Genomic DNA, 26,612 nt, shown 5'->3' on the forward strand with positions numbered 1-26,612 from the left:
AAGGTTTTAAAACAGCAAAGGTTTTAAAAGAGCAAAGAAAATTATTATTTCATAATTCATAATTCATAATTCATAATTCATTAATGATCCAAAAACACGCCCATGTGACGGAATTTTTGATAACGCAAGTCTTTTCGCTCTTCTGGGGTTAATGCCGATAAATACTCTAAATTTTCCCAAATAGCGTTTTTGAGGGTTTCAGCCGCGCCGAGGGGGTCGGAGTGCGCACAATTAGGAGGTTCAGGTAAAATTTGGTCAATAATTCCTAATTTTTGTAAATCTTTAGCCGTAATTTTCAACGCTATAGCTGCCTGATCCGATTTTTTCGCATCCTTCCAGAGAATGGCGGCACAGGCTTCAGGACTGGCAACGGTATAAACCGAGTGTTCAAACATCATCAATTTTTCTGCTACACCAATACCCAGCGCTCCTCCCGAGCCACCTTCACCAATGACGGTGGTTATAATGGGTACATCGAGGCTGAACATTTCGCGCAAATTGTAAGCGATGGCTTCTCCCTGTCCTAATTCTTCCGCTTCTACCCCTGCATAAGCGCCGGGTGTGTCAATAAAGGTGATGATGGGCAATGCAAAACGGTTAGCATGATCCATTAAACGCATGGCTTTGCGATAACCGCCCGGAGATGCCATGCCAAAATTACGAGCTACATTGTCTTTCGTGTCTCGCCCTTTTTGATGCCCTAAAATCAACACTGTGCGCCCGTTTAGACGGGCAATACCACCGATTAGGGCTGGATCGTCATAACCACGGCGATCGCCGTGTAATTCAAACCAATCATCGGTCATGGCTTGAATATAGTCGAGGGTGGAAGGGCGCCGGGGATGGCGCGCTATTTGTAGTTTTTGCGAGGGGGTTAAACTACTGAAAATTTCGAGCCGTAATTGTTCTGCTTTTCCTTCTAATTCGTTGACCTGCCCTGATACGTCAACATTGGTTTCTTCGGCTAGTTGCTTAATCTGATCTATCCTTGACTGTAATTCTACTAAGGGTTTTTCAAATTCTAATAAGAAAGTCCGTTTTTTTTCGGTTTTGACCATAGTTAATATAAATGTTAAGTTGTTGTTTTAGTACCGTTAATTTTTGCCATGGGGTGGAGGGCGCTGGTTTCCTCCATTGTCTCACCTCAGTAGGAACAGTCAACATTATATCTTAACTTTTTTCTCAATTTTTCCGATCAATTTAACTCTATTTGAGTATTTCATTGTCAATGTAGAGACTTTGCATACAACCTCTCTACTTAAATGTGAAAAACTAAATCAAGTTACAAATATACAATTAATTTTATACGAGAACTTATATAGCCATTAAACCCAATTATCTAATCTTATGTTAAGAATCCGTTGATAATGGCGAGTATTATTTGTTACTAAAATTAAATTGTTAGTTAATGCCACACTAGCAATAAGTAAATCGAAATTATCTATTGTATTGCCCGTTTTTCTCAAAAAGGCTTTTAATTCACCAAATTTTTTGAGACTATCGTTGGTAAATGACAATACAGATATACTTTTTAAAAAGTCATCGAGAGTTTTTAAATTATTGTCTATCTGATTAGAATTATAAGCACCAAAATATAATTCTGATACTGTAATTTGACAAATACATACTTGATTAAAACCCACTGTACATAATCTATTTTTAATTGGGATTCTACCTTTTAGCCAATAAATACAAGTATCTGTATCCAATAAATACTTCATTTAATCTGTGTTATTTTAATCTAAATTATCATTTCTGTTGCTATAAATTTCCCCTATTATTTCCTCATCCGTTTTCGTGTCATCCCACTTACCAAAAGTATCTAATAAATTTTGATCATTGTAGTTATAATTTTGCTGTTTTAACGTCTTTTGAACGATTTTTTCAATTATTGATTCTAACTGATTAATAGTTAAATTTTCTATAACGTTTACCGATTTATTCATAATTTTTACAAATGATTTAGGATCACTATAGCCATGATACCCTAATTACTTCTACCCGGAGGAATAAAACGAATTTCAATGCGCCTTCTCGTGTCGTCTTGAGTGCGATTGACGGGCGCAAATCCTCCCGATGGTAAATATAATTGCGCTCCAGAATATGCCCTAAATTGGACGTTTTTAAACTCTCCTTGTTGCTGTAATTCTTGCACTACTGCTAAGGCTCTCATTAGGGCTAAATCGCCATTCGAGCCGGGTTTTAACTGTTTAACACTAAGTTGATTTTGAGCAACCTTTTCTAAATTTTGGTCTAAATTTCCTGATACCCCAGCGCCCACCACCTGCCCATCAGTATGCCCGATTACTTGAATAAAATCAATGTCTTGTGTCTTAATAATTTGATTAATTTGTGGGGTGACAATTTCAGTTATATAGCTTTTTAAATCGGGGGTTAATTCAGCGCTTCCTGAAGGAAACTGAAAATTCCCAGATTCTTCATCTATGACGATGGGAGTTGCTGACTGTAGTCTTTTATTTAATTCTAAAGATTGAAATAATGCTAATAATAATAAAAAACTAATAATCATAAAAGCATTAGACATTAAATCAGTAAAAGAAGGAAAAATATCTAAATCTTGGCTCTCAGCTAAATTTTTTACTCTGCGTCTCATGGCTTTTTTATAATAAATTAATGACCTTGTTTTTCTAAAAAATTAACATTTTTTAACTGTAAATAATATTCTAATTATGATATTGACTTAATATCATCATTTTTTAAATAAGATTTGTCTAATATCTCTTTGGCAAGATAAATAAATCGTTTTTCTGTCTCGTTTAATGCTTGTAACTTTTGCTCTAAATTTGAACTGATATTGTACATATTATCAGCAAATAAATTATAACTGTTTTTGCTATTAACAGAAATTTCCCCTATTCTTAAAAGAATATCTCTACTTAAATTTGTCATTTCTAAATATCGATTATTAATATCATCTACATTGTGAGAGAGTTTGACCATATTATCAGCAGACAATTCAAGGGTTTTTACATTTACGGTAATCGGTTTAACAATTTCATTAAGAGTTTTAACTACTTCATTAGTTTTCTCTACAATAGAATCTAAATTATTTGTAGTATCAAATAAATGTTCATTAAATTTACTTTCTTTAATGGTAATAGCAGAATCAGCGAATATTATCGCACTCTCTTGTAAACTACTACTAGAATCCCGAAAATGCTCATAAACTCCTTTAGCTAAATGAGTGGTTTGTTGATTATTTTCAACTATTTTTGCGTTAGAATTAGCTAACAAATTAGTAGCCTCTGCAAATTTTTCTTGTACTTGAGTTAAGTTAATAATAATCTTTTCTATATTCTCACTAAATTTACTATTTTCAATTTTTTCAGAAGAATTTAACATTCTTTTTGAGCTTAAGTCTAAACTTTTTATGTTAACTTCAAATTGATCATTAATTTTTGCTAAATTATTTACCCTTTCTTCTATTTTTAATACAGCATTTTCAAAAATCCTTGCACCACTGTGGAGGGCGCTACAAGAATCAAATAGTTGTTGATATACTTGAATTGCTAATTTTTGTGACTTTTCATTTTGATCAGCCATTCTATCACTAGCTTGTTTAAAAGTTTTTTCTAAAACTTGCCCGACATTATCATGAAATCTTAGCAAAAACTCATGTTGTTGTTCCACCATTCTATTAACAGCTTTATCAAGTCTCGTATCACCTTCTACTTGAGGTTTATAAATATTGTCCAGATAATCTTCTAAATTATTAAGTAAACTATTTTTTTCAAAATTAACATTATTTTTAATATTTATAACTGTTAAAAAAGAACTACAAACTAAAGCAATTAAGCTAGTGAGAAAAGCTAATGCCATACTTTGTAAAGGTGTTTGCAACTGATTGGTTAAATCTGTAATTTCAGCCCCTCCTTGATTGATAATTTGACTAATACTATTTAGGTTAAGAGTGATACCCAAAAAAGTTCCTAATAAACCAAAAGCAAGGAGTAAATTAGGCATAATTTTAGTAATATATTCTCCTTTTTCACAGCGCACCTCACCCCAAAAAAAACGGAATGTTTCTTGATAATAAACACCATCAATTAATGCCAAACTATTAACATTCTCTATTTCTTTACTTGCTTTTCTAAATCTATTTTGTAATCTCTCTAAAAATAGAGGTTGTTTACCTTGACTATCACCATTAACTAATCGATAAGTTTTTTTTCTCAAATCTAAAAGATGACGATACAACGAAACGCGCAATCCCCAAATTGCTAAGGTAGGAATAATGACAAATAAAACTGTAATTATCCTTAAATATAAGGGGAAAATTTGCAATATTTCTAACATATTATGTGTTTATTAATTAAGTAATTTTACTGAGTTAAATTTTAGCTTGATTCCGTTTATAAACCGCCAATAATTCTTTTCGCTCTTTGAAATTCTTCATCATCTAAATCACCAGATTTACGCAAATCAATTAAATCTTTCATAGTGACACCTTGCCATCTCTTCAAAAATTCTTGATCTTCTTCTGTAATTTGATTAGGATTATTATCCCAAAAGTCAACCTCTACAACCTCAGTATATTGGGCATCATTGTTATGATTGTTACTATTTGTTGCTGATTTACTAGAAATTAATAGTTTTTTTTGCTCATTACTTTTTTTCGCTGACAATGAATGTTTTTTAGGTGAATTTTCCGACGGTTGAACATTATCAATAATCTGAATAAAGCGATCATATATTCTCCTTAATATACCGTCTTTTCCTAAAGAAGTGCGGTCTGCTCTTTCTCCTAAAACATATTTTTTCTGACTATAATTGATGTCATATTCCGTTAATCTGTCTAAATCATCAATAAAACTAATTAAACTTGGGTAGTAGCTTTGCTGGAATATACCGGGATTTTCTTTGACTTCTTCTTCCATAGTTTTGACAGTATCAGCTAAATAATTTCTGATAGTTTCATTTTGGCTAATGGTTTCTAAAGCTTCTTCCCAAATACCACTAATATCAACCTCATAAACTTTATCTCTTAAGTCATCTTTTAACTCTAAGTAATAGTTATTATGATCAGGTTTTTTGATAATTTTCCCAAATGCTAAACAAGTATAAAAATCATCCTGTAATAACTCCATCTCTCTACCTTCTGGGGGAATAATATCGAGGAAAAAAGTTTGAGAATCATTATGTAAGTTGTAACCGTCATACAAGCGTTTTTGTCGGTTATATTGTTCTCTCAATTCTCTTAAACCGTTAACAATTCTCAAAGGAAAACCTCCAAACTCTTTAATGAAGACAATTTCATTTTTAGTTTGTAGAGGAATAATAACATCTGAATTAATGCCTATATCGTCAATGATTAATTTTCGGAATTCTTTATTTTCCCTATCATCTGTTTGTTTGAAACCGATAATTTGTTTTGTTTTATCAGCGTCATTGACAAAATAAGGGGCATTGCTGTTTAAAGGTAATAAAACGTCTCCTTCATCAATAATTTGTTTTAAGCGAGTTTGTCCATCAGAAAAAGGGTATTTTTGCACAAAACGGTTAACGACAGAATCAGTTAAATCAAAACTTTTATCCCCAAATCTTTCTTCAATATTAGTATCAACAGTTTGGCTTAATTCCTGTTGCTCAATAATTCTTTCTCCTGTGAAAAAATGCAATAAGGATGGAGGAATTGTCACACTTTCATTAATTCTATGGCTTACTTCTACTAATAAGTTTCTTCTCTCTCTTTCTGGCAATAAAACTTGATAATATTGATCATTATCATCAGCTTCAAATATTGCCTCTCCGTTAATTTCATCGTCATCAATTTGACTCAAATCTTCTCCTTTGCGGAGGTAATAACTTTCTAAGTCTTGTAATAAATTATGAAAATTACTGGCTTGAGTTTTTAATTGTTGTACTAATTGTCGTAAATTAATGGCGATTTTCAAACTTTCATCGGTTAAAGTTAAATCAAAATTACGTTTAATCAGTTTAGTAATTTCTTGAATGCCTTGATTTACTTCTTGTTGAAATTCTTTACTTTTAGTCTTGTTAGACTTACCCCCCATACCTAAAAATCTTTTTTTATCTCCCTCTATATCTTTAATACTTTGAGAAATATCTTGCCATTTTTTCTCAATATTTTCTAAGTTAACAAAAATAGCTCCTTCTTGTTTTTCTTCTTCCAATTCTCTAACATATTCATTTAATTTTGTTAATAATGCCTCTAACCAACCTCGACTATTATCTAAGGCAAAATGAGGATTAGATGGTTGTAATAATTCTGCTAAATAATTAAGAATATCTTGGCTAAAACTTTTCTCTAGTTTTTGACTGTTTTTTTGTAGTTGAGTTAACCATGTACCTCTAATATTTTCGGTTTCTCCTTGTTGAACTTTTTTAAATTGATTTTTTAATTCACTGCGCATTTTCTCCATAAACATTTTTCTGTCTTCTGAGTTTTTGCAGTTATCAATTTCTTTCTGTTGTTTATTTTTCCAGTTGTTTAAAACTTGATTAAATGATTTATCATTTTCTACAGTAATAGACTCTAATTTATTTTTAAAAATATTTCTAGTATTTTCATCTTTGGACTGCCAATTTAAGAGAAATTTATCTAAAAGTTCTAAAGAATCTGGGCTTTGCCCTTCGCCGTATAACCAAAAATTAATTAATTTAATTTTGACTTTATTTAAGCAAATTGTAATTGTTAAATCACGGGGAAAATAAATTTTAGCTAAACCAAAGGTTAAATATCTTTGTGCATTAGGGCGTGGATGTTCGTCATAAACACTAAAATACTTTTTAACGTTATCTCGATGTCCTTTAATATTTGTAGATATTTCTTCAGCAAAATCAGCAAAAATTTTATGAGCAATTACTTGAGATAATTTTTCTTTTTTGACAATTTTATGTCCACTGTTAGTGCGATTTCCGACCAAGTAAACAAAGTCAAAAGGTGGTCTATTTTCATCCACTGAAAATAAATTAACAGGGTCATAATTAGCCGTAAATTGTGTTCCCTGAGAAGTGTAATAATTAAGTTCTTTTAAAGCGGCGTAAGTATTTGCTTTAACACTGGGAGTATTACCATATAACTCTGGGGCAATAATTAAATAAGCTGTAATTACGCTGTCAACTTCATAACCATATTTTTCTCTCAAACTATAAGCCATATCGATAAATGTACCGCTTCCTGTACCACCGCATAATGAACCGACAACAATAATATTTGTACCCGGATCAACTATGATATTTTTAGTGAGTAGTTTTTGAGCATGTCCTACAGTTGCGTTATCTGCAGTGTCGATGGCTTGCTGTATTTTACTGTGATTATGAAAAAATGCTAGTCTGCCTACTGGACGAATGGCTCCCGCACCGTTTTCAATAGATTTAACATCTTTTAAAATTTGTTTTGGAAACCATGAGCCAATATGATCATAGGGTGATTGTCTTTCATATTCGCTTCTTCTTTCTAAACCTTTACTCAAATCGTCTATTTCTTGCTTATTCATGGTAGCGGTGACGATTTCAGAAGGCTTAAATAAAACATTTTCGCCATGATAAGTGTCGCCAGTTTTTAACCCTGTTATCTGAGAAGCACCTTTGTCGGTGTCAATATGTATAAAACTAACGACTGGCAGTTCTGATAGCTTACCATAGCGATCCACTATTAAACGTCTAATTTGCATTAGTATATCTCGACCTGTGCCACCTAAGCCGATACAAATGGTGCGTTTGATGTTTAGGGTTTTAGTTTCTGTTGGGGTATTACTTGGCATGATTATCAAAATTTTTTAGGCTACTAATTATTTATCAGGAATTTATGAGCTATTTATGCAAATTACCAATTTTTAACTTCAATGATAGGTGATAGTTACAATAATATGACGGAATTTCAGAATTGAGGGTTTTTTCATAAAAATTTTATGTTATGTTTTAAGCTAAGACAAGATTAGAAGTATCGTAGTAAAGTAAAATGAACTTTTCGGGATTCAGAGATAATAATGCGTAAGTTTGCCCATTTTCATCTGAAAATTCTACTTCAAAGGCTTTATTTTCGGGATAAATTTCAACAATTGTGCCTACTTGTCCTCTAGGAATAATTATCGTTTTATTTGTCATAAATTGTTTAGCTGTAATATTTTCATTTAAGGCAACCATGTCATGTAATTTAATATGATTCATAATATTTTTTACAGAGGGTAAACTGTTGTTAAACGAGGATATTCTTCTGTATTTAGAATAATCCATGCACTTCTAACTTTACAAAAGCCGTAAGGTGTTTTTAATAAAAAATCGATAACATATTTTTCACCGTGAGGACTATTTTCCGTATGACAAACATCTTCTTCTTTTGCTATTTTTAACAAAGCATCGATTAAAATATATTGATTATCTAAGTTAATTCCCAATATTGATTTGAATAGACGAGCTTTATGTTGACCATCTTTATGATCTTCTTTTAATATATAGTTGGTCAGTTTTTCTGATATTTGAGTTGGTTTGACGTTATCTCCATTTGGTAATTTCATTTCTTTATAAATAAAAATTTATAAAATGCTTTACTCACAATCAAGCTCAATTTAACCTAGCTTTGTCTTGTTATTTTAATATATAATTCTTCTCTTACATCAGGCATATCTAACCGTATAGAGCGATCTTGGGCGTTTTTTAGGTATATTTTATCTCTTATTTCTTGACCTTTATATTCTATCGGTAAACTATCGGAGTGAGGTTCAATAATTAATCGGTTTCCTTTTCTTCTTAAATATCCTCTAATTTCGCCTCCTTTACACTCCACATCTTCCCCAATCGATAGACTTTCATTATGTTTCAGGTAAATTATTTGACTATCATCATCATCATTTATTTTAACTTCTAATTTCCAGACTTTTTTTAAATCCAAATAATATTTAATGCCGTAAAATCCAGCGCCCCCCACCCCAAGCAAACATAGTAAAATTAAGCTAAAAGGTAGCCATAATTGACCAAAAAGATAAGAATTCACCAGACAAGTTTCTCTACCGCCGGGCGCTGGGGTACAAAATTCCTGCACCGTAGGGGCAATATCAACCACACTTAACTGATAATTACCAATAGTGCGACTGTTGCTAGTGAGGGGAAGATTATCTAACCAACTTTGACGGTTAACACTTTCAGATGTGGTAGCATCACGATAAGGACTATTCGCAGGAGTTTCTATCCACACCTCAGAAGTCATACCCGGCGAAGTTTGCAAAGGCGCATCCGTTAACCATACCACCGACTGCGGTTTTATCGGTTGCTTTTCACACAGTCGATTTTGATTGATTTGGGCGAGATTTTGATAAATAAAATGTTCAGCTTGTTGTATATCTGTATTACTTTCATTGACATCCGTTTGCAGAGGAATTTTATTTAAAACCGCTTCGATACCTTCTTCAGGATTACGAAATTCAATAGCTTCGGAAGGATTTAAAGGGTTACTATCACCCGTAGGGTTAACCTGTGAAGAAAAAGGCACAATATAAACCGTATCACCCCGATTAAGACTCTCATCGATAATTTGTTTTAAACGTAATCTTCCCTCATCATCAAGGCTGACGCTTTCGGTTAAATCAATGGCAAAAACCACATCTCTACCTCGCCACCATGACACCAATTCCAAACCTTTTATTTGCAAAGGTGTCAGGGTTTCACCGACGGTAATTTGGGCGCAATTATCTTTCATTTCCTTTTCAATAACAATCCATTTATTTCTAGCATAATTTACTCATCCTAAAGGTAAAAGATTCTGGCTTTCTTACTTTGAGTATATAAATTGTTGGTTAGGGTAGGCAAGAGTTAATAGGTAAGCGTTTGAGTTATAAGGCAAGGGGTAACAAGAGGTTTAAACCCCTTGTTAGTAGAAACGGTAAGTTAAATGCTTCTTACCTTATAAATTAATCCCTCAAAGGAAACAACTGAAAATTCGTTACAATGGGAAAAAGCTAAGTTACATTTATTAACATCTTTTCATGGTAAGCCCCAGACTAAAGAAACTATTTTCGTATCTCGAACCTCATCAAGATAAACTATATTGGGGCATTTCCGCCCTTTTATTAGTCAACATTTTAGGGGTTTATCTGCCTTGGTTAATTCGGGATATTTTTGATGCTTTAGAGCAAGGTTTCACCCTCAATCAATTAATGCAATATGTAATTTTATTGTTTATTCTTGCTTGTATCATGTGGTGTATTCGGATGTTTTCCCGCATGATGATTTTTGGCATCGGCAGACAAGTAGAATTTGATTTAAAACAAGTTATCTTTGAACATTTACTTAAACTTGAGCCTTCTTATTTCAGCGTTAATACTTCCGGAGATTTAATCAACCGTGCCACTAGCGATGTGGATAATATTCGCCGTTTGGTGGGTTTTGCTATCCTCAGTTTAATTAACACTGTTTTTGCTTATGGTTTGACTTTACCGGCAATGTTGTTCATTAATGTTAAACTTAGCCTATTAGCCATTGCAGTTTATCCGTTAATGTTAATGACGGTGCAGTTATTTAGTCGTAAATTAGCAGATCAACAGTTAGATGTGCAAGAAAGACTCTCGGATATTAGTGAGTTAATCCAAGAGGATATGAGTGGCATTGCCTTGATTAAAATTTATGCCCAAGAGGAAAACGAAAGAAGGGCTTTTGCAGAAACTAATCGCCGTTTACTGAAAGCCAATTTACGGTTGGCACAAACAAGAAATGTACTTTTTCCAGTCATTCAAGGTATCGCTAGTATTAGTTTTTTAGTTCTTCTTTGGTTTGGAACTACTGACATCGAAAAAGGTTTAATTAGTGTAGGGGATTTCATTGCCTTACTTATCTATGTAGAAAGGTTAGTTTTTCCCACTGCTTTACTTGGTTTTACCATTACCACTTATCAACGGGGTGAGGTTAGCATTGATCGTTTAGATGCTATTACTCAGGTTGAACCAAAAATTAAAAATGATCCTGAACCAGTTTCCATACCATTATCACAACTCAAGGGAGAAATAAAAGCACAAAATTTAACTTTTTATTATCCTGATAGTAAAATTCCAGCTTTAGATGATCTCAATTTTACTGTTAAAGCTGGTGAAACGGTTGCTATTGTTGGTTTAATTGGTTCTGGAAAATCCACCCTCGCTAATGCGATTCCTCGTTTACTGGAAATTGAATCAAATCAATTATTTCTCGATGGGGTGGATATTACCAAAGTTAATTTATACGATTTACGTCAAGCTATCGCTTTTGTGCCTCAAGATAGTTTCTTATTTTCCACTACTATTAAAAATAATATCGCTTATAGTGATCCCCAAGGGGAATTGGTGGCGGTGCAACAGGCGGCACGACAAGCTCAAATTGAGCCAGAAATTGTTAATTTTCCTCAACAATATGAAACTTTAGTGGGTGAAAGGGGAATTACTCTATCGGGTGGGCAAAGGCAACGTAGCTCACTGGCACGGGCGCTCTTCGCCGATGCTAAAATCCTGATATTAGATGATGCGCTTTCTAGTGTGGATAATAAAACTGCTACGCAAATTTTAGAAAATCTCAAGCAAGAAAAGGATAAAACCACTATTTTTATTACTCATCAACTGTCGGCGGTACAAAATGCGGATCGTATTTTTGTGATGGAAAAGGGTAAAATTGTGCAGATGGGGACTCATCAAGAGTTATTTAATCAAGTTGGTTTGTATCAGAGGTTGTGGCAACAGCATCAATTAGAGGAAATTCTTAGCGGTACTTAAACAAAAATCGAGGCGTTGCATTTTTATGGGATGATTTATTCAGAAAATTGCATATCATCCCGCAATGATACAACGCCCGAAACCAACGGTATTTCTTTCAATAAATTGAACTAGGATGGTTTCATGCCCTGAATATCTAACTGTATATTTTTTTCTCCTTGCCATTCATTAAGAGTGATTTTATAGGCAATATCAATGGTAGGCGGTAAGGGAAAATAGTCACTTTTTCGCCATGCAATACAACGTAAAGTACCTGAATTATCTTTTAAAATCAACTGTAAATGTTCTCCGTTTCTAGTAAGTTTTTGTTCTATTACTTTTACGCCACGACTGCAAAAAATTGGCGTATTGTTTTCAATGCCCCAAGGCTGTAATTTTTCTGATTCTCTTAGTAAAATTAAATTTGCTTGAGAGAGGTTAATTTCTGCATCAATTTTTACTAAAGTCTGTAGATGCTCAGGTAATAAAAGTTGATGACTAAAATCAATTAATCTTTGTTTAATTAGGCTTAAATTTTTGGTTTCAAAACTAAACCCTCCTGCCATTTTATGTCCACCATATTTACCTAATAAATCATCACAATATTGTAAAGCCTCAAAAATATTATATTCTTCAATGCCACGAGCTGAACCTCTAATTTTTTCGTTATCATCTCCTTCATAAGTGCCAATAAAAACAGGTACAGCATATTTTTCTACTAAGCGAGATGCCACAATACCGATAATACCATGATGCCATCCTTCTTGAACTATTAAAATTACTCGGTCTTGTTTGTAGTGTGAGTAATTTTTTTCAATTAAATTAATAGCTTCATCAGTTATTTCTATACATAATTTCTGTCTAGTTTCGTTGACTTGATTACATTCCAGCGCCCTTGCCGTAGCAATTTCATCATCATTGGTGGTTAATAATTCTATAACAATTTGAGGATCACCAATGCGCCCGATGGCGTTAATTCTTGGACCTAATTTAAAACCTATATCTTCAGGATTGAGAGTTTTTTTCTGGTCATTTACTCCTCCTATTTCAATTAATTTTTGTATGCCTAAAACATCAGAATTAGCTAAAAATTTTAATCCTCTTTTTAACCAACGTCTATTAACACCGGTGAGGGGCGCTAAATCAGCAATAGTACCAAGGGTATATAATTCTAATAACTGTTTAGTTAAACCAGATAATTGAGCCAATTTTTGAGCTAAAGTAACCGCTAAAATATAAGCTACTCCTACCCCTGCTAAACCAGCATAGGGAGAGTTTTTCGGTAGTAATTTAGGATTTAAAATGGCATCCGCTAACGGTAAATTTAGGGGTAAATCATGATGATCTGTGATAATAACTTTTATCCCTAATTCTTTTGCCAAGGCAATAGGTTGATGGGCAGAAATTCCATTATCAACCGTTAAAATTAACTGCACATTTTCCTGCTTAAACTCCTCCACAATACGATTATTTAAGCCATAGCCATCTTTCATACGACTGGGAATAGCATAATCAACTATTGCTCCTAAATGCTTAAAAGCTCTGATTAATAAAGCTGTACTGGTCATGCCGTCAGCATCATAATCGCCACAAATAGCTATTTTTTCTTGATGATTAATGGCATCAGTCAGTAAATTTAAACTATGCTCTAAATCAGGAAACTCTTGCAAAGGAGAGGGAAGATTCTCGCTCTCAGGGGAGATATAACAGCGCACGTCGCCGAGATCATGAAAACCTCGATTAATGATTACTTGTGCCATTATAGGTGATAAACCAAAAGTTCTCACTAACTCAGCTACTAAGTGAGGTTGAGGGGGATAAATTTTCCATCTTTGGGGATAAATTTTTGAACTTATCATTATCTATTTCAGTGATTAAAATATTTATCGGTAAAGTTTTACGGGGTTTTTAGTCAATCTGATTTTGTTGATTAAAATATTTATGTGAAACAGGCTTCTAGTCTGTTTGATTCTCTTGCCAAAAAAAAGGATAATCTTCTGGAGTATTGGCTAAACACGGGCAAGACGCCCGTTCTACGAAGGTTTACGGCGCTTTATCTTTAACTCCCTTCACAATACGGGATAATTCGGTTTTCTCATCCACACTAATGCGACTGGGCGAACCAGAGATAATTCTTTCATAATTACGGAAAGAATCTTTAATATTAGGACCTTCCTTACTAATACTATATTCCCTAATTCCTTTGTCATGCCATGACCCACGCATTTTAAAGACGTTAATGGCTCTCGACATCTCTCCTCTAATTTCCACATACTGTAACATTAAAATCGTGTCAGTAATGGTAGAAATATGAGATTCTGTAATGGAATGAGCGCCCATAAATTGATCTGTAGTATTAGTGAAAAATCCTGTAATCTCTTCCTGTTTAGCGTAACCCGTCACACCGATGACAAATTGACGGAAAGCGTTATTAGTAACTCCCCTCGCTAAAGCTGATAAGGAATCAATAGCAATACGACTGGGTTTAAACTCCGCAATCTCGGACTTAATCATTTGTAAATGATCTTCTAGCCCGGCTGATTCGGGATAAGAACATAATAGTTTTAATAAACCTTTACTCTCCATTTCCTCAAAATCAATGCCCCAAGAAGAAGCATTACGGGATAACTGCGCCCGTGACTCTTCATAGGCAAATAAGATCGCCCGTTCTCCCTGACGACATCCTTCTTCTAAAAATTTACTCACTAATAAAGTTTTTCCTGTACCCGTAGCGCCCGTTGCCAATATGATAGAATCTTTGAAAAAACCACCACCGCACATGTCATCAAGAGTCTTAATACCAGACGAACTACGGGAGTTTGAGGAGCGCTGGGTAAGTTGCATCGCCCCCAGAGGAAAGATATTAATACCATCCCCTGTAATGGTAAAAGGATATTCCCCTTTCATGTGTGTTGTACCCCTCAATTTTAATACCTCCACCGTGCGCCGTCTCCTTTCCCCTTCCAACACGTTGCGCACAATTACCACGTTATCCGACACAAATTCTTCTACCCCAAATCTCGCCACCGGACCATATTCCTCAATCCTTTCTGTGGTCATAATGGAGGTGACTTCCAGATGTTTGAGGCGCGCTACTAACCTAAAAATCTCTCGGCGCACGACGGAGGCTGCATCATACTGCTGAAATACCGCCGTCACTGAATCAATGGAAACAAACTTTGCTTTATATTTGTTAACAGCGTATTGAATCCGCTCAATTAAAGCAGATAGATCAAAATTACCAACTACCTCTTGACCTTCAGGATCAGGAGAAGCATCCAAAATAAACAACTTACCTTGCTCAATTAAACTTTGTAAATCCCAACCAAAACTATAAGCATTTTGAATAATATCATGGGGGGATTCTTCAAAAGTAATAAATAGCCCCGGATAGCTAAAATGTTTGATGCCATTATACAGAAATTGAATTGCTAATAAAGTTTTACCCGTTCCTGATGTACCACTGACTAGAGTAGTTCTGGCGATGGGTAAACCACCATGGGTAATTTCATCAAAACCCTCAATCATGGTGCGTATTTTTTTGACACCTTTTTCTTTTAGAGCGTCTTTTTTTTCCTGACTAATCATATTTTTATTCATTACTAATTTAATTCTATAATTAATACTTAATATCTAAAAAAATAATTTATTATTACTGATAATTGTCGAATAATAAAGGGTTTCAAACTCCATCTTTTAACAAAGAAACAAATCTAATTGTAGTCGAAGCTATCTCTAAATTTGCCTTTGCCCTTTTGACAATTTATTCTCGATCTTTAATTTCCTCATAAAGTAAATCTAAGCCGATTAAAACTTTTTCTCGATCTGATAAATCACCAATAATTTTCCGCACTGGAGGCGGTAAAACCTTTGAGAGAGTAGGGGTAGCTAAAATTTTATCTTCTTCCGCTAGTTGCGGATTTTTCAATACATCAATCACTTTGAGGGCATATACGCCCTTAAATTCTTCTTCGAGAATAGTTTTTAATGTTTTCAAAGCTCGAACTGAATTAGGGGTATTTCCTGCTACATATAACTTGAGGACGTAGGTTTTTTTTAGAGGATTCATATAACTATTTTTAACAGCTTTTTAAAAGTTTATATTATACAATTTCAATCCACAGGAAACAATACCTAAAAAGGTAAATTTTCTCTGGGAATTGAGCGACGATACATTTCACAAACATGAGCAATAATATCAATTAAAACTAAACGATAATCAATCAAAATTTCTTCATTGCGCCCCTCCAGTTTTAATTGTTGAGCAAATTCATCCATTAATTCCATGTGAATTTCTAGTATTTGTGATACTGATAAGTCAGCAAAAAAACATTGATTAACAAATTGATCTATTTCTTGATTAACGTCATTTTCAGATTGAAAATAATTGAGAATAATCTCTCGATAATCAAGACTTAATTGTTTAATTAGTTCTTGTTTTTCTTCTTCCTCAAGATTACGATAAAAATAGTCAGATTTACGATTGTAATAAATTCCTAAATAACCTAGTCTTTCTTTTAGTTTTGAGGCTAATCTTCTTTGTTGTAGAAGTAAAAAATTTTGTTTTTCCTCCACCTGAGATTGATGATTTTGGGTGGCAGGATTTTCATTTATAGAACAACTGGGGGCTAAATATAAAAATTGAGTGATAGCTTTATCAATATGATTAGTAATATTATTAAGCTGTGTGGGTTTTATTTTCACTTCGCCGATGTGATACAACAGGGGATAAGATTGTTTATCGGCAATTTGTTTGTAGCTATTTTCTAACGGTATTATCAAATTACTTTCTTCAGTATCGATGGGGTAATCGGGGGATTCTATGATAACCATTGGCAAAATCAACCCCTGTTCATAAAAATTATCGATAATTGTATTGCTGATGTGATTATATAGTATTATAAGACAGTCGATTTTTTCTTTATTTTCCGAAACGAATTGATTTAATTCTGTGGGTGATTGGATGAAATGAAGTTGATAGCGCCCTTCATCGAGTATGTCAGTGATAGACTGAGTGATACTGGTGACGGGCGCAAAAATACAGATATGTAATCGAGAAGACAAGGGAGTTTGGGGGTAAGTTTTATGGATAATTTTAGTAATATTATTTTATCTTACCTCCATTTCTCCCCATTGATCAATTCTTCCAAAAGGACAAAGTTAAAAGGGCAAAGGAAATTATTATTTCATAATTCATAATTCATAACTCATAATTCCTAACTCATAATTCCTAATTTTGAGTCTCGCCCACTTCCCAACGATCTAAAATATCAACAAATAGCAATTCTTCTAGCCAAGTTTTCAGCACAACGGTTAAAGGTAAAGCTAAAATTAAACCAATGATACCGAAGGATTGAGCGAAGAAAATTTGGGCAAAAAGTGTTACCGCTGGTAAGAGTGAAACCTTCTCTGCCATTACTTTTGGGGTTAACCAATAGCTTTCAATAGTTTGAATGATAAAGTACCATATTAGTATTCCTACCACTTGCCAAGGGTTGTAGAGGAGGGCGCTGGTAATGGGGAAGATAACACTTGCAGTGGGTCCTATATTGGGAATAAAGTTAAGTAATCCGGCGAGTAAGGCATGAACTAAAACTAATTTTACCCCTAAAATGAGTAAGCCTACTCCGCTCAAAGTGCCAATAAATAAGCAATTAATCAAAATTCCAGTTAACCAACTAACAATGGCAATTTCACTTTTATCTAAAATTTCGTTAACTCGACGGCGGTAAAAAGAGGGAAATAATTTAGTAAAATAATTTCGATATAAGGGCGGATTTAGTAAAAATACCACCGTTAAGAATAACACTAAACCAAGTTGTAAACTAACAGCAAATACGTTAGAAAAAATTACTAAAAAGTTATTAACAACATCACTACTTAAGTTACTGTAATTTTTAATAATTTCATTCAAACTAGGAAATATTCCTGTACTTTGTAGGTATTGATTATAAACTGTTTCTAATGTGGGTCTGATTTGTTGCCAAACTTTTGGCAAACTGTTAATTAATAATTCAAATTGTGCAATGAAGGGCGGTAAAATTAAAATTAATAAAATATTTAAAACAATTAATGATAATAATGATACAAATAAAGTGGCGTATTTTCGTGAAAAATTAAAACCAATTAATAGCCTAACTAGACGATTAAAAGCTACTGCAAAAATTACCGCCATAAAAATCAGTAGTAATAGTTGGCGTATTTGCCATAGGATAGACAAAGAAATTAAAAACGCTAAAAAGCCGATGGATTGACCAAAATTCATTGATTGTCTTGATTTAATTTACTAATTATGTAGTCAAGGAAAAAAATAAGGTAGTCTCAATAAAGATTTATGGGGAGTTATGAGGGCGCTGGAAGGGGGTAAAATCATAGTTAGGGAGACTGAAATCGTCACTGTTTTGAAAATCATTCAATAAATTTTCTGGAGAATCCTGATCAAGCAATACATCATCTTCCGTAGTAATTCTTCTAATCGGTACAGTATAGAAGACTAACTCAAATTCTCGGTTAATTGTAGCGTTAAGATAATCTCGGACTAATCTAACTTCATTGGGTGTAATCTCTTTATCAGTTTGTAAGGTAACATTAACTAAAGGTGGATTACTGCGCCAACGAACATTAACTTTTACTTCGTCCACATCTTGCCCTACCGTGATGGTTTCATTGGCTAATTTACGGTTAATCTCTTTTTCAACTCTTTCTTGCTCGATTAATTGAAAAAATCTAGTACCGAGGGGTATTAATAAAAAAGCCGTCATGAAAGTTGCCCATCCTAAGGCTTTTGTGACTTTTGTATATCCTGATAAGATAAAGGCAATCATACAAGCAAGGGTAATGCCTAATAAATTGGTGACATATAATAAAAAAGCGCCCATGCCGTTACCAAAAGCGCCCCCCGCCACAGAAATTCCCACCACACAAAGGGGAGGCATTAAAGCTACTGCAATGGCAGTACCAGCCAAGGTTTCACTAATACCTGATCTTACTTTGCCAAAACCGCTAATTAACCCGGCAGTAATAGCAATGCCTAAATCCATTAAAGTTGGTCTAGTTCGAGCGATAATTTCTGAGCCAAAATCAGGTAACGCCACCATAATAGCAATGAACCAAGAAATAAATAAAGCTAATACTGTAGCGCCCACCAACGACAAAAGAGACTTACGAAATAACCCAAAATCCGCTTCACAAGCAGAAAAAGCCAAACCCCTTAAAGGCAACATTAAAGGTGCAACAATCATGGCCCCAATAATCACGGCGGCGCTATTACTCAACAACCCAAAAGTAGCGATCAAACAAGAAGCAATAGTAGTCAGAAGATAGTCCACACCCCAACTGGAATCAGCAGTTAAATCTTGGTGTAACTTGGTAACACGGGTAGGTGAGGCATGGGGCAAAAAACGATTAACGGTTGCAGTTAACCAGCGCCCGACAGCTTTCATTTTTTTAGGAGAAGCCCATTTACTGGTTAAATTGTACCAATGTTGATGATGTTTAGGGTCTTTCATGGTAGATTGCCAAAAAGGGAAATTTAATAAGGTTTAGGTTAAAGTTGAGGGTAATCAAAAGGGCAAAGGTTAATATTAGGTTTTAAAACACTGACTTTTAAACCTAATACTATTTTATAAAACCCATATTTTTTCACTATGACCTGATTATGACTGATCGTGATGGCAAGGTGGTACGGGATCATAACCGCCGGGGTGAAAAGGATGACAGCGCAGAATCCGTCGCAAGGCTAAGTAACTTCCTTTGATGCTACCATGGCGCTCAATAGCCATAAGGGCGTATTGTGAACAAGTGGGCTGGAAACGACAACTAGGGGGGAAAAGAGGCGAAATAAAGTATCGATAACCTCGAATTAATGATATTAAAACTTTTTTCATAAAGATTTACATTTTATCTTTAAAATTCCAAAATAAAGAGGTCACAAATCCAGTTAATAAAACGATGGCAATTTGTTTCCAGTTTTTTAACTCTCCTACTCTTTCAAATAAATCTGCTGTTTTATCGATGGATGGTTTCCAATCATTTAACCTTGTGGCAATCTCTGCTTGACCTATTTTTAGTTCAGTTATTTCTTGATTGACTTTATCAAAACGCTGATCTACTCTATCAAAACGCTGATTCATGCGCTCATTTAATTGTAGAATCATATCTTTAACTTCTTTCAAATCATTATCGGTAATGGTACTCATGTTATAATTCTCCTTAGTTTTAGATCAGTCTAACTTACAGCAATTCTCATTTCTTTAAACCACACTTAGCATTCTTCTTTGCGACTTGGCGACTTTGCGAGACATAAAAAATGTGGTTTATTCATTAGAAAAGCACTGTAAATAGTAATGATTACTTTCTACCTCATATTAACAATCAAATTTTAATTTTATTATGGCTATCGGTGATCGTTTCAATCAATTTTGGGGTAAAACAAGATTTGTGGTTTCTCGTATTTTTCTTCATTTACAAGGGGAAGAAATTGCTCCTCTGTTGGGAATTTTAAATAATAATGCCCTTAATATCATTGATGCCGATGGAGATATGGCGGTGACGGGAGGGGCGCTGGTTAATGTTTGTGAAAGTTTATTGCAGTATCAAAATTGGTGGCAAAGTGCTAGTAACGAAGGAGATGTATTTTGGGCGGAGGAGGGCGCTGGAGATTTTGTGACGGAATTATTTACTGATTCTGCCAATCGTTATCTTGCGGAAGCCTCTTTTCAAGGAAAGGAAAATCAACCTCTTTCTTTGCCCATTACCCATAATTTGGTAGTGATGATTACCGTTGCCTTTGAGGGAGAAGTGCCAGAAATTGAAACGGATTTAGCCGATTTTTCTGCTTTAACAGAGGCTCTAAAAGCCTTAATTAGCCTTAACTATAAGGGAAAATATCGAGCTGTTTCTCTACATTTTTCCCCTGCTAAATTGGGAGATATCCTCACAGATGATCAAGTTATTATTAATTTTCCAGAATTGATTCCTTTATAAAAGTAGTTTTTGACATAATCAGCGCCCTCCAAACTACAAAATATAAGACTTTTTCTGAAACCTAAATCAATTCTCATGAATTTGCTATGATTAAGTAACATTTTGAAACAAAAAATTGGTCTGATGAGTAAGTGGTTAGAACATAGTGTAGAAGTAGAAGTGGATGCACCCATTGATTTAGTGTGGCAATTATGGTCTGATTTAGAGCAGATGCCACGGTGGATGAAGTGGATTGATTCTGTTCATGTTTTAACTGAAAATCCTAATTTATCACGGTGGAAGTTAGCGAGTGGAGGCTTTGAGTTTAGTTGGCTATCTCGCATTGTGAATTTACAAACCCATCAGATTATTCAATGGGAATCTGTTGATGGTTTACCGAATAGGGGCGCTGTGCGTTTTTATGACCGTCATTCGGGTAGTGTGGTTCGTCTAAGCATATCTTATTCCATCCCCGGTATTTTGGGTCGTCTCATGGATAATTTATTTTTAGGTCAAATCGTAGAATCAACTATTCAAGCTGATTTGGAGCGTTTTAAGGAATACGTTGCTAAAATTCCCCATTAAGACGGGAAGGGATTTTCCAAGTAAGTATAAAAATGTATTTGTTTTGCAAGGAGAAGCAGGAGAGAAAGGGAAGATTTTTTCTATTCATTTATTAATTGGTAGTTGAAACCCTGTTTATATAATAACTTTAAATAGTTTCAGCAATGAACATTTTGACAGTGAAAACGTCCTGCTAAAATAGAATCGACCTTATTAAGATTAGCTAATTATGAGTAAAAGAATTTTTCCTAAATTTCCTTGGCAATCAACCCTGTGGGCGATTATCACCTTTACAGGTATTATTATTATGCCCAGCGCCCTCCCCCCCGCCATTCAAGCCCAAAATAGTAGTCAGGCGCTAACGGTGAAATCTGATATTCAAGAAGCTAACTCAGAAACAGGAATTATCACCGCTAGGGGTAACGTCACCGTAAATTATCCAGCCCGAAATATTCAAGCCACCTCCGCCCAAGCGCAATATTTTAGCCAAGAAAGAAGATTAGTTTTAAGTGGTAACGTTTATGTAGTACAAAACGGCAATACAATTAGAGCCGAAACCATGACTTATTTGATCGATGAAGGGCGCTTTATTGCCACTCCTCAAAATAAAGGACAAGTGGAGTCAGTTTATTTAGTAGAAGATTAAGTTAGAGTTTAGAAGTCGTAATGCGATCACTTACTTTTCTTAAAACCCCATTAATAAAACGAAAACCATCATCATCCGAATATTGCTTGGCGATTTCGATAGCTTCGTTAATTGCCACTTTGGCATCGACTTGTAAAAATGACATTTCTGCCACCGCTAGGCGTAAAATATTACTGTCAATCAGAGACAATCGATTTAACTTCCAATCAGTCATCACTTGATCCAATATTTCATTAATTTCCTCTTGACGACGATTAACCGTAGAAATTAACTCAATGGCATACTCTCTCACTTGATGCTGTTGGGAGACTTGCACAAATTCGGGTATTTCAATGACATTACCCAGACGATTAATAGCTTTTTGGGTGATAGTGATGGCATCTTTGAGCATTTCCTTTGCCGTGCCAACATTACTGGTGCGAGTTTCAATTTTAAAAACTTGGTCATGACTGCGATTTAGCTCATCGGAGGCAGTCTCTAAGGCATTTTCTACCTCAATAATTAGGCTACGAGTAGCGCCCGTCAAAAGTTCATTAATATCAACTTGTTCTATTTTCTCTTGTTTATGGCTAATTTGGCTTAAACTAAGTAAAGCTAAAATACGGGCGGTTCTTCGGGGTTGTTGACGTATGGGCATCTTATTTCATAAACAATCTGGCAAGTAATTATAACATTAATTACCAGACTACAGCAAACCCTAAGTAATAAACAAAAACACTGTCCTGTACCATTAATATCTATGGCACCTTGATCTGAGGTGATTGTACTGCCATTAAGAACAATTCCTTGATAATTACCTGTTGCTGTACCTTGTGCCGTGAGGTTAATCTCTCCATTGGTGGTAGTTAAAGTCGAACTACCATTCAAATTGATAGTTTGTCCTACTATCCAAGTTATATCACCACTATCTCCAATATCATTAGTGGTAATTGCCTTACCTGATGCAAAGTTAATGTGTTGAACTTGATCGATGGAAAAATCATTAGTATTAATGTCACCATTGATATTTACTGTATCGCCATTACTATAACCACCATTAGCACCGCTTAAAAATAGAGTGAAAACTAATGCGGATGGCGAGACTCGAACTCGCAAGGTCAAGACCACACGCCCCTCAAGCGTGCGCGTATACCAATTCCGCCACATCCGCAGAATACAGTCAACTATTATAACATATCAAAATGCAAAAAACCACCATGGACAAATGGATAATTGAGAGGTTAATAGCTTATCTCAGAACGAATCAAGGTTGCTGAATTATTCTCCCAAGCCTGAGTAGGAAAAGGAGAAGAAAATTACTTGATCTTGAAAGGGTTTTTTGTACTAAAATTCAGCATTGAAATTATGTAAAGCATGGGATTATGACGGCATCACAAAAATTAGCGGTAGGCATCATTGGAGCTTCTGGTTACGGGGGAGTGCAATTAGTCAAGTTATTATCAGAGCATCCACAAGTAGAGGTGGTTTATTTGGGAGGTGACAGTAGTGCTGGGAAATCCTATGGGGATTTATACCCCCATTTGAGTTTGGATATTAAGCAAAAAATTGAACCCATTGACATCGAAATTATTGCTAGTCGTTGTGAGGTTGTATTTCTTGGGCTTCCCAATGGTTTAGCTTGTCATATCGCTCCTGCTTTGTTGTCTAAAGGTTGCAAGGTACTAGATTTATCTGCTGATTATCGTTTTCAGAATCTTGAAACTTATACTGCTTGGTATCAAACTCCTAGGGATGATTTGGATACGGTGAAGGGCGCAGTTTATGGTTTACCTGAGTTATACCGAGAGCAAATTAAGGCTAGTTCTTTAATTGGTTGCCCGGGTTGTTATCCTACGGCTAGTTTATTAGCGCTCTCCCCGTTGCTTAAACAGGGTTTGATTTTACCAGAGACTATTATTATTGATGCGAAGTCTGGCACTTCGGGCGGAGGGCGCCAAGGCAAAATTAATTTGTTGTTAGCAGAAGTAGATAATTCTTTAGGTGCTTATGGAGTTGCTAAACACCGTCATACTCCCGAGATTGAGCAAATTTGCTCCGATTTAGCTCGAAATGATGTTAGAGTGCAATTTACGCCTCATTTAATTCCTATGTCGAGGGGGATTTTAGCGACTGTTTACGCGACACTGAGAGACCCGGGGTTGGTAACTGAAGATTTACTCACCATTTATAGTGCTTTTTATCGCTCTTCTCCTTTTGTGAAGGTATTACCTAACGGCACTTATCCTCAAACTAAATGGGCATGGGGTACGAATTCGGCTTATATTGGCATTGAAGTTGATCCTCGCACTGGTCGGGTAATTGTGATGTCTGCTATTGATAATTTAATTAAAGGACAAGCTGGACAAGCAATACAGTGTTTAAATTTGATGATGGGATGGGATGAGGATTTAGGTTTACCTAAATTGGCTTTTTATCCGTAATCAAGTTTTTGTAAATTCGGCATCAAAATTGATTTATTTTGGACTCTGAAGAAATTATAAGGATGATCGAGCAGCGCCGCCTTTGCCGATCACCCTCCGAGGGATTTTCATTCTCAAATTTTAATGACTTTTCTTTGTCTCAATATTTTTGATTTTGTTCATTTCCGAAATAATAGCCCATCGGGCGCTGGGTTGTTGAGATTATTCCTTTTCTGATTTTGGGGTGCATAAAGCCACTAATGAGCCTTATTTTTTGGCAGTTGGATTATTTTAGATTTTTAACAAAATCAGTATGATTTCTAAAATGTTACTGGTGAAGAGACAAGATTTGGATAAAAATTTTTTTGAAATGTGGTGTCATGCTTCCCAAACAGTGAAAAGATAGTATAGAGTGGAGGGCGCTGGGGAAGTAAAATTTATGAATTAATAGGTAGGTGAAGAGTTAATTATCAATTATCCATAGCCCATTATTCATTTTTATGCCAACCAAAAATCATAACTTAATCTACCAAAGCCCCTATATTGTAAATAATGCAACCTGTTGATTACACAACCTTAGTGGCAATTTGTCACTCCCTTAACAGCGCCCATCTCCCAAGCCGATTAGAACAGGTATATCAGATAGATCGTACCACCATTACATTATGTTTGCGCAGTGTCAGTAAAAAATCATGGTTAACTATCGCTTGGCATCCCCAAGGCGCCCGAATTTGCATCGGAAATCCCCCCCCTCGCCAAAAAGACACCTTTACCCTGAGTGAACAACTACGACACCTAATCAATGGTTATGCTTTAATTGGGGTGGAAATTGTCAGCGCATGGGAGAGAGTCATGGATTTTCAATTTGCCCAGCGCCCTTCAGAGTCACCGTTATACCATCTCTATGTGGAAATAATGGGAAAATATAGCAATGTGATTTTAACCAACGCTGAAAAGCAAATTATCACCGTTGCCAAACAAGTTACCGCCCAAAAATCCACCTTGCGCACCGTAGAAACTAGCCAAACCTATCAACTACCGCCACCATTAACAGGAAATACTCCCAAATTAAGCGAATCTTGGGCGCAGTGGCAAGAAACAGTTAACCTTATACCCGGCAGAATCGATAAACAATTAATCAAAAGTTATCGAGGAGTTAGCCCCACTTTAGCACGACAATTATTACAACAAGCAGAAATTGATCCTCTCACTCCTAATCATGAATTAACCATTTCTCAGTGGGAAAATTTATATACACAATGGCAAAATTGGTTAACAACTATCGAAAATAAAGACTTTTTTCCCCATGTCACTCCTTGGGGTTATACTGTCATAAAATCTCCCCACGCTAAGGAAAAAATTAATTTACACACTCTTATTAATAACTATTATCAAATACAACTTAATCAAGAAAAATTTCAGCAATTACAACAACAATTATTACAAAAAATTAAAAATATTCTCACTAAACTACTAATTAAAGCAGAAAAATATCAAAATAAGCTCACAGAATCAGATAATGCCGAAATTCATCGGCAACAAGCAGATTTATTAATGGCAAATCTTCATCAATATAAAATTGGCTCAAGCTCCATTATATTAAATGATTTTGTGACAAATAAACCATTAACAATCAATTTAGCTCCCCATAAAAACATTATCCAAAATGCCCAAGATTTATATAAAAAATATCAAAAACTAAGTAGAGCCAAAAATATAGTATTACCATTATTAACCGAAGTCCAAACAGAAATTAACTATTTTAAGCAGATAGAAAATAACATATTACAATTAGAAAATGATCAGTTAGAAAGTTTAGATATATTATTAGAAATAAAAGGAGAATTAATCCAGCAAAAATATATTGAAGATGCTCAATATCGACAAAATAATATTAACGAAGAATCACAACCAAGACATTTTGTTTCTCCATCAGGCTATGAAATTTTAGTAGGTAAAAATAATCGACAAAATGACTTATTAACATCTCGTATTGCCACCGATTATGATTTGTGGTTTCATGCCCAAGAAATACCCGGTTCTCATGTTTTATTAAGATTAAATGCTGGAGATATTCCCGACCAAAAAGACTTACAATTTACTGCTAATTTAGCAGGTTATTATAGTCGAGGGCGAGAAAGTGAGCAAATCCCTGTTATTTATACCAAACCCAAGTATGTTTATAAGCCGAAGGGCGCTAAACCCGGTATGGTAATTTATACCAGAGAAACTGTTATTTGGGCAAAACCAAGCGATGTTTGAGGGGCGCTGAGGGCAAATTGATAATGTACAATGGATAATTGACAATGATAGAGCTTTACTATATGTAATCTCACCTAAAAA

General features: G+C 34.8%; 26 protein-coding genes and 1 tRNA gene. 6 read left to right on the top strand and 21 right to left on the bottom strand.

Features of this window, described 5'->3' with window-relative positions; genetic code table 11:
- Positions 1–80: 80 nt before the first annotated feature.
- The 10 genes from accA to IGQ45_07945 form a co-directional block, all read right to left on the bottom strand.
- The gene (accA, locus tag IGQ45_07900; protein ID MBF2057136.1) at positions 81–1,058 is read right to left on the bottom strand and encodes an acetyl-CoA carboxylase carboxyl transferase subunit alpha; all 978 of its coding nucleotides are present in this window, start codon (positions 1,056–1,058) and stop codon (positions 81–83) included.
- On the bottom strand, positions 1,015–1,164 hold the full coding sequence (locus IGQ45_07905) for a hypothetical protein (GenBank protein MBF2057137.1): 150 nt from the start codon (positions 1,162–1,164) through the stop codon (positions 1,015–1,017). The genes accA and IGQ45_07905 overlap by 44 nt, the downstream gene beginning before the upstream one ends.
- Positions 1,165–1,325: 161 nt before the next feature.
- Positions 1,326–1,721 carry a PIN domain-containing protein gene (locus IGQ45_07910; protein ID MBF2057138.1) on the bottom strand — a complete coding sequence of 132 codons (396 nt, stop codon included), beginning with the start codon at positions 1,719–1,721 and terminating at the stop codon, positions 1,326–1,328.
- 15 nt (positions 1,722–1,736) lie between these two features.
- The gene (locus IGQ45_07915) at positions 1,737–1,946 is read right to left on the bottom strand and encodes a hypothetical protein (GenBank protein ID MBF2057139.1); all 210 of its coding nucleotides are present in this window, start codon (positions 1,944–1,946) and stop codon (positions 1,737–1,739) included.
- 41 nt (positions 1,947–1,987) lie between these two features.
- On the bottom strand, positions 1,988–2,614 hold the full coding sequence (locus IGQ45_07920; protein MBF2057140.1) for a hypothetical protein: 627 nt from the start codon (positions 2,612–2,614) through the stop codon (positions 1,988–1,990).
- A gap of 74 nt (positions 2,615–2,688) precedes the next feature.
- Entirely contained in the window at positions 2,689–4,317 is a 1,629-nt protein-coding gene (locus IGQ45_07925; GenBank protein ID MBF2057141.1) for a methyl-accepting chemotaxis protein, read from the bottom strand.
- 56 nt (positions 4,318–4,373) lie between these two features.
- Entirely contained in the window at positions 4,374–7,748 is a 3,375-nt protein-coding gene (locus IGQ45_07930; protein ID MBF2057142.1) for a hypothetical protein, read from the bottom strand.
- A gap of 157 nt (positions 7,749–7,905) precedes the next feature.
- Positions 7,906–8,154, bottom strand: coding sequence for a DUF4926 domain-containing protein (locus IGQ45_07935; protein MBF2057143.1), 249 nt, complete (start codon positions 8,152–8,154; stop codon positions 7,906–7,908).
- An 8-nt stretch (positions 8,155–8,162) separates the two neighbouring features.
- The gene (locus tag IGQ45_07940) at positions 8,163–8,501 is read right to left on the bottom strand and encodes a hypothetical protein (protein MBF2057144.1); all 339 of its coding nucleotides are present in this window, start codon (positions 8,499–8,501) and stop codon (positions 8,163–8,165) included.
- 56 nt (positions 8,502–8,557) lie between these two features.
- On the bottom strand, positions 8,558–9,679 hold the full coding sequence (locus tag IGQ45_07945; protein MBF2057145.1) for a VWA domain-containing protein: 1,122 nt from the start codon (positions 9,677–9,679) through the stop codon (positions 8,558–8,560).
- Positions 9,680–9,965: 286 nt separating this feature from the next.
- Here IGQ45_07945 and IGQ45_07950 point away from each other — a divergent pair, with 286 nt between their 5' ends.
- Positions 9,966–11,717: an ABC transporter ATP-binding protein gene (locus tag IGQ45_07950; protein ID MBF2057146.1), complete on the top strand. Its 1,752-nt coding sequence runs from the start codon at positions 9,966–9,968 to the stop codon at positions 11,715–11,717.
- Between the two features lie 110 nt (positions 11,718–11,827).
- Here the strand turns inward: IGQ45_07950 and recJ are convergent, their stop codons facing one another.
- The 8 genes from recJ to IGQ45_07990 all read right to left on the bottom strand — a co-directional run bounded on the left by recJ (position 11,828) and on the right by IGQ45_07990 (position 19,894).
- The gene (gene recJ, locus IGQ45_07955) at positions 11,828–13,555 is read right to left on the bottom strand and encodes a single-stranded-DNA-specific exonuclease RecJ (GenBank protein MBF2057147.1); all 1,728 of its coding nucleotides are present in this window, start codon (positions 13,553–13,555) and stop codon (positions 11,828–11,830) included.
- A 184-nt stretch (positions 13,556–13,739) separates the two neighbouring features.
- Positions 13,740–15,296: a circadian clock protein KaiC gene (gene kaiC / locus IGQ45_07960; protein ID MBF2057148.1), complete on the bottom strand. Its 1,557-nt coding sequence runs from the start codon at positions 15,294–15,296 to the stop codon at positions 13,740–13,742.
- Between the two features lie 163 nt (positions 15,297–15,459).
- A complete protein-coding gene (kaiB, locus tag IGQ45_07965) occupies positions 15,460–15,765 on the bottom strand; it encodes a circadian clock protein KaiB (protein ID MBF2057149.1) in 306 nt (101 codons plus the stop codon).
- 65 nt (positions 15,766–15,830) lie between these two features.
- Positions 15,831–16,760: a circadian clock protein KaiA gene (locus IGQ45_07970; GenBank protein MBF2057150.1), complete on the bottom strand. Its 930-nt coding sequence runs from the start codon at positions 16,758–16,760 to the stop codon at positions 15,831–15,833.
- A 166-nt stretch (positions 16,761–16,926) separates the two neighbouring features.
- Positions 16,927–17,961, bottom strand: coding sequence for an AI-2E family transporter (locus IGQ45_07975; GenBank protein ID MBF2057151.1), 1,035 nt, complete (start codon positions 17,959–17,961; stop codon positions 16,927–16,929).
- Positions 17,962–18,028: 67 nt separating this feature from the next.
- Positions 18,029–19,204: a DUF389 domain-containing protein gene (locus tag IGQ45_07980; protein ID MBF2057152.1), complete on the bottom strand. Its 1,176-nt coding sequence runs from the start codon at positions 19,202–19,204 to the stop codon at positions 18,029–18,031.
- Positions 19,205–19,351: 147 nt separating this feature from the next.
- Positions 19,352–19,582: a membrane protein insertion efficiency factor YidD gene (gene yidD / locus IGQ45_07985; protein ID MBF2057153.1), complete on the bottom strand. Its 231-nt coding sequence runs from the start codon at positions 19,580–19,582 to the stop codon at positions 19,352–19,354.
- Positions 19,583–19,588: 6 nt separating this feature from the next.
- Positions 19,589–19,894 carry a hypothetical protein gene (locus tag IGQ45_07990; GenBank protein MBF2057154.1) on the bottom strand — a complete coding sequence of 102 codons (306 nt, stop codon included), beginning with the start codon at positions 19,892–19,894 and terminating at the stop codon, positions 19,589–19,591.
- Between the two features lie 193 nt (positions 19,895–20,087).
- On the opposite strand from IGQ45_07990, the gene IGQ45_07995 reads away from it, so the two are divergent.
- From IGQ45_07995 to IGQ45_08005, 3 genes are all read left to right on the top strand, one after another.
- Positions 20,088–20,681 (top strand): DUF1517 domain-containing protein, encoded by a 594-nt coding sequence (locus tag IGQ45_07995; protein ID MBF2057155.1) that lies wholly within the window; start codon positions 20,088–20,090, stop codon positions 20,679–20,681.
- Between the two features lie 123 nt (positions 20,682–20,804).
- Positions 20,805–21,245 (top strand): SRPBCC family protein, encoded by a 441-nt coding sequence (locus IGQ45_08000; GenBank protein ID MBF2057156.1) that lies wholly within the window; start codon positions 20,805–20,807, stop codon positions 21,243–21,245.
- Positions 21,246–21,531: 286 nt separating this feature from the next.
- The gene (locus tag IGQ45_08005) at positions 21,532–21,870 is read left to right on the top strand and encodes an OstA family protein (protein ID MBF2057157.1); all 339 of its coding nucleotides are present in this window, start codon (positions 21,532–21,534) and stop codon (positions 21,868–21,870) included.
- Position 21,871: 1 nt separating this feature from the next.
- Here IGQ45_08005 and nusB read toward each other — a convergent pair whose 3' ends face one another.
- The 3 genes from nusB to IGQ45_08020 form a co-directional block, all read right to left on the bottom strand.
- Positions 21,872–22,507, bottom strand: coding sequence for a transcription antitermination protein NusB (nusB, locus tag IGQ45_08010; protein MBF2057158.1), 636 nt, complete (start codon positions 22,505–22,507; stop codon positions 21,872–21,874).
- On the bottom strand, positions 22,465–22,965 hold the full coding sequence (locus tag IGQ45_08015; protein ID MBF2057159.1) for a hypothetical protein: 501 nt from the start codon (positions 22,963–22,965) through the stop codon (positions 22,465–22,467). The genes nusB and IGQ45_08015 overlap by 43 nt, the downstream gene beginning before the upstream one ends.
- Positions 22,939–23,020 (bottom strand) — tRNA-Leu (locus tag IGQ45_08020). The genes IGQ45_08015 and IGQ45_08020 overlap by 27 nt, the downstream gene beginning before the upstream one ends.
- Before the next feature lie 211 nt (positions 23,021–23,231).
- Between IGQ45_08020 and IGQ45_08025 the strand changes: the two genes are divergently transcribed.
- Entirely contained in the window at positions 23,232–24,290 is a 1,059-nt protein-coding gene (locus IGQ45_08025) for an N-acetyl-gamma-glutamyl-phosphate reductase (GenBank protein ID MBF2057160.1), read from the top strand.
- Positions 24,291–24,821: 531 nt separating this feature from the next.
- The gene (locus IGQ45_08030; GenBank protein MBF2057161.1) at positions 24,822–26,531 is read left to right on the top strand and encodes an NFACT family protein; all 1,710 of its coding nucleotides are present in this window, start codon (positions 24,822–24,824) and stop codon (positions 26,529–26,531) included.
- Positions 26,532–26,612 lie beyond the last annotated feature (81 nt).

This window comes from Cyanobacterium sp. T60_A2020_053 (genome assembly GCA_015272165.1).
Taxonomy (GTDB): domain Bacteria; phylum Cyanobacteriota; class Cyanobacteriia; order Cyanobacteriales; family Cyanobacteriaceae; genus Cyanobacterium.

Coding starts and splice junctions, on each gene's coding strand:
- accA (MBF2057136.1), bottom strand. CDS start 1,058: ATGGTCAAAACCGAAAAAAAACGGACTTTCTTATTAGAATTTGAAAAA.
- IGQ45_07905 (MBF2057137.1), bottom strand. CDS start 1,164: ATGTTGACTGTTCCTACTGAGGTGAGACAATGGAGGAAACCAGCGCCC.
- IGQ45_07910 (MBF2057138.1), bottom strand. CDS start 1,721: ATGAAGTATTTATTGGATACAGATACTTGTATTTATTGGCTAAAAGGT.
- IGQ45_07915 (MBF2057139.1), bottom strand. CDS start 1,946: ATGAATAAATCGGTAAACGTTATAGAAAATTTAACTATTAATCAGTTA.
- IGQ45_07920 (MBF2057140.1), bottom strand. CDS start 2,614: ATGAGACGCAGAGTAAAAAATTTAGCTGAGAGCCAAGATTTAGATATT.
- IGQ45_07925 (MBF2057141.1), bottom strand. CDS start 4,317: ATGTTAGAAATATTGCAAATTTTCCCCTTATATTTAAGGATAATTACA.
- IGQ45_07930 (MBF2057142.1), bottom strand. CDS start 7,748: ATGCCAAGTAATACCCCAACAGAAACTAAAACCCTAAACATCAAACGC.
- IGQ45_07935 (MBF2057143.1), bottom strand. CDS start 8,154: ATGAATCATATTAAATTACATGACATGGTTGCCTTAAATGAAAATATT.
- IGQ45_07940 (MBF2057144.1), bottom strand. CDS start 8,501: ATGAAATTACCAAATGGAGATAACGTCAAACCAACTCAAATATCAGAA.
- IGQ45_07945 (MBF2057145.1), bottom strand. CDS start 9,679: ATGAAAGATAATTGCGCCCAAATTACCGTCGGTGAAACCCTGACACCT.
- IGQ45_07950 (MBF2057146.1), top strand. CDS start 9,966: ATGGTAAGCCCCAGACTAAAGAAACTATTTTCGTATCTCGAACCTCAT.
- recJ (MBF2057147.1), bottom strand. CDS start 13,555: ATGATAAGTTCAAAAATTTATCCCCAAAGATGGAAAATTTATCCCCCT.
- kaiC (MBF2057148.1), bottom strand. CDS start 15,296: ATGAATAAAAATATGATTAGTCAGGAAAAAAAAGACGCTCTAAAAGAA.
- kaiB (MBF2057149.1), bottom strand. CDS start 15,765: ATGAATCCTCTAAAAAAAACCTACGTCCTCAAGTTATATGTAGCAGGA.
- IGQ45_07975 (MBF2057151.1), bottom strand. CDS start 17,961: ATGAATTTTGGTCAATCCATCGGCTTTTTAGCGTTTTTAATTTCTTTG.
- IGQ45_07980 (MBF2057152.1), bottom strand. CDS start 19,204: ATGAAAGACCCTAAACATCATCAACATTGGTACAATTTAACCAGTAAA.
- yidD (MBF2057153.1), bottom strand. CDS start 19,582: ATGAAAAAAGTTTTAATATCATTAATTCGAGGTTATCGATACTTTATT.
- IGQ45_07990 (MBF2057154.1), bottom strand. CDS start 19,894: ATGAGTACCATTACCGATAATGATTTGAAAGAAGTTAAAGATATGATT.
- IGQ45_07995 (MBF2057155.1), top strand. CDS start 20,088: ATGGCTATCGGTGATCGTTTCAATCAATTTTGGGGTAAAACAAGATTT.
- IGQ45_08000 (MBF2057156.1), top strand. CDS start 20,805: ATGAGTAAGTGGTTAGAACATAGTGTAGAAGTAGAAGTGGATGCACCC.
- IGQ45_08005 (MBF2057157.1), top strand. CDS start 21,532: ATGCCCAGCGCCCTCCCCCCCGCCATTCAAGCCCAAAATAGTAGTCAG.
- nusB (MBF2057158.1), bottom strand. CDS start 22,507: ATGCCCATACGTCAACAACCCCGAAGAACCGCCCGTATTTTAGCTTTA.
- IGQ45_08025 (MBF2057160.1), top strand. CDS start 23,232: ATGACGGCATCACAAAAATTAGCGGTAGGCATCATTGGAGCTTCTGGT.
- IGQ45_08030 (MBF2057161.1), top strand. CDS start 24,822: ATGCAACCTGTTGATTACACAACCTTAGTGGCAATTTGTCACTCCCTT.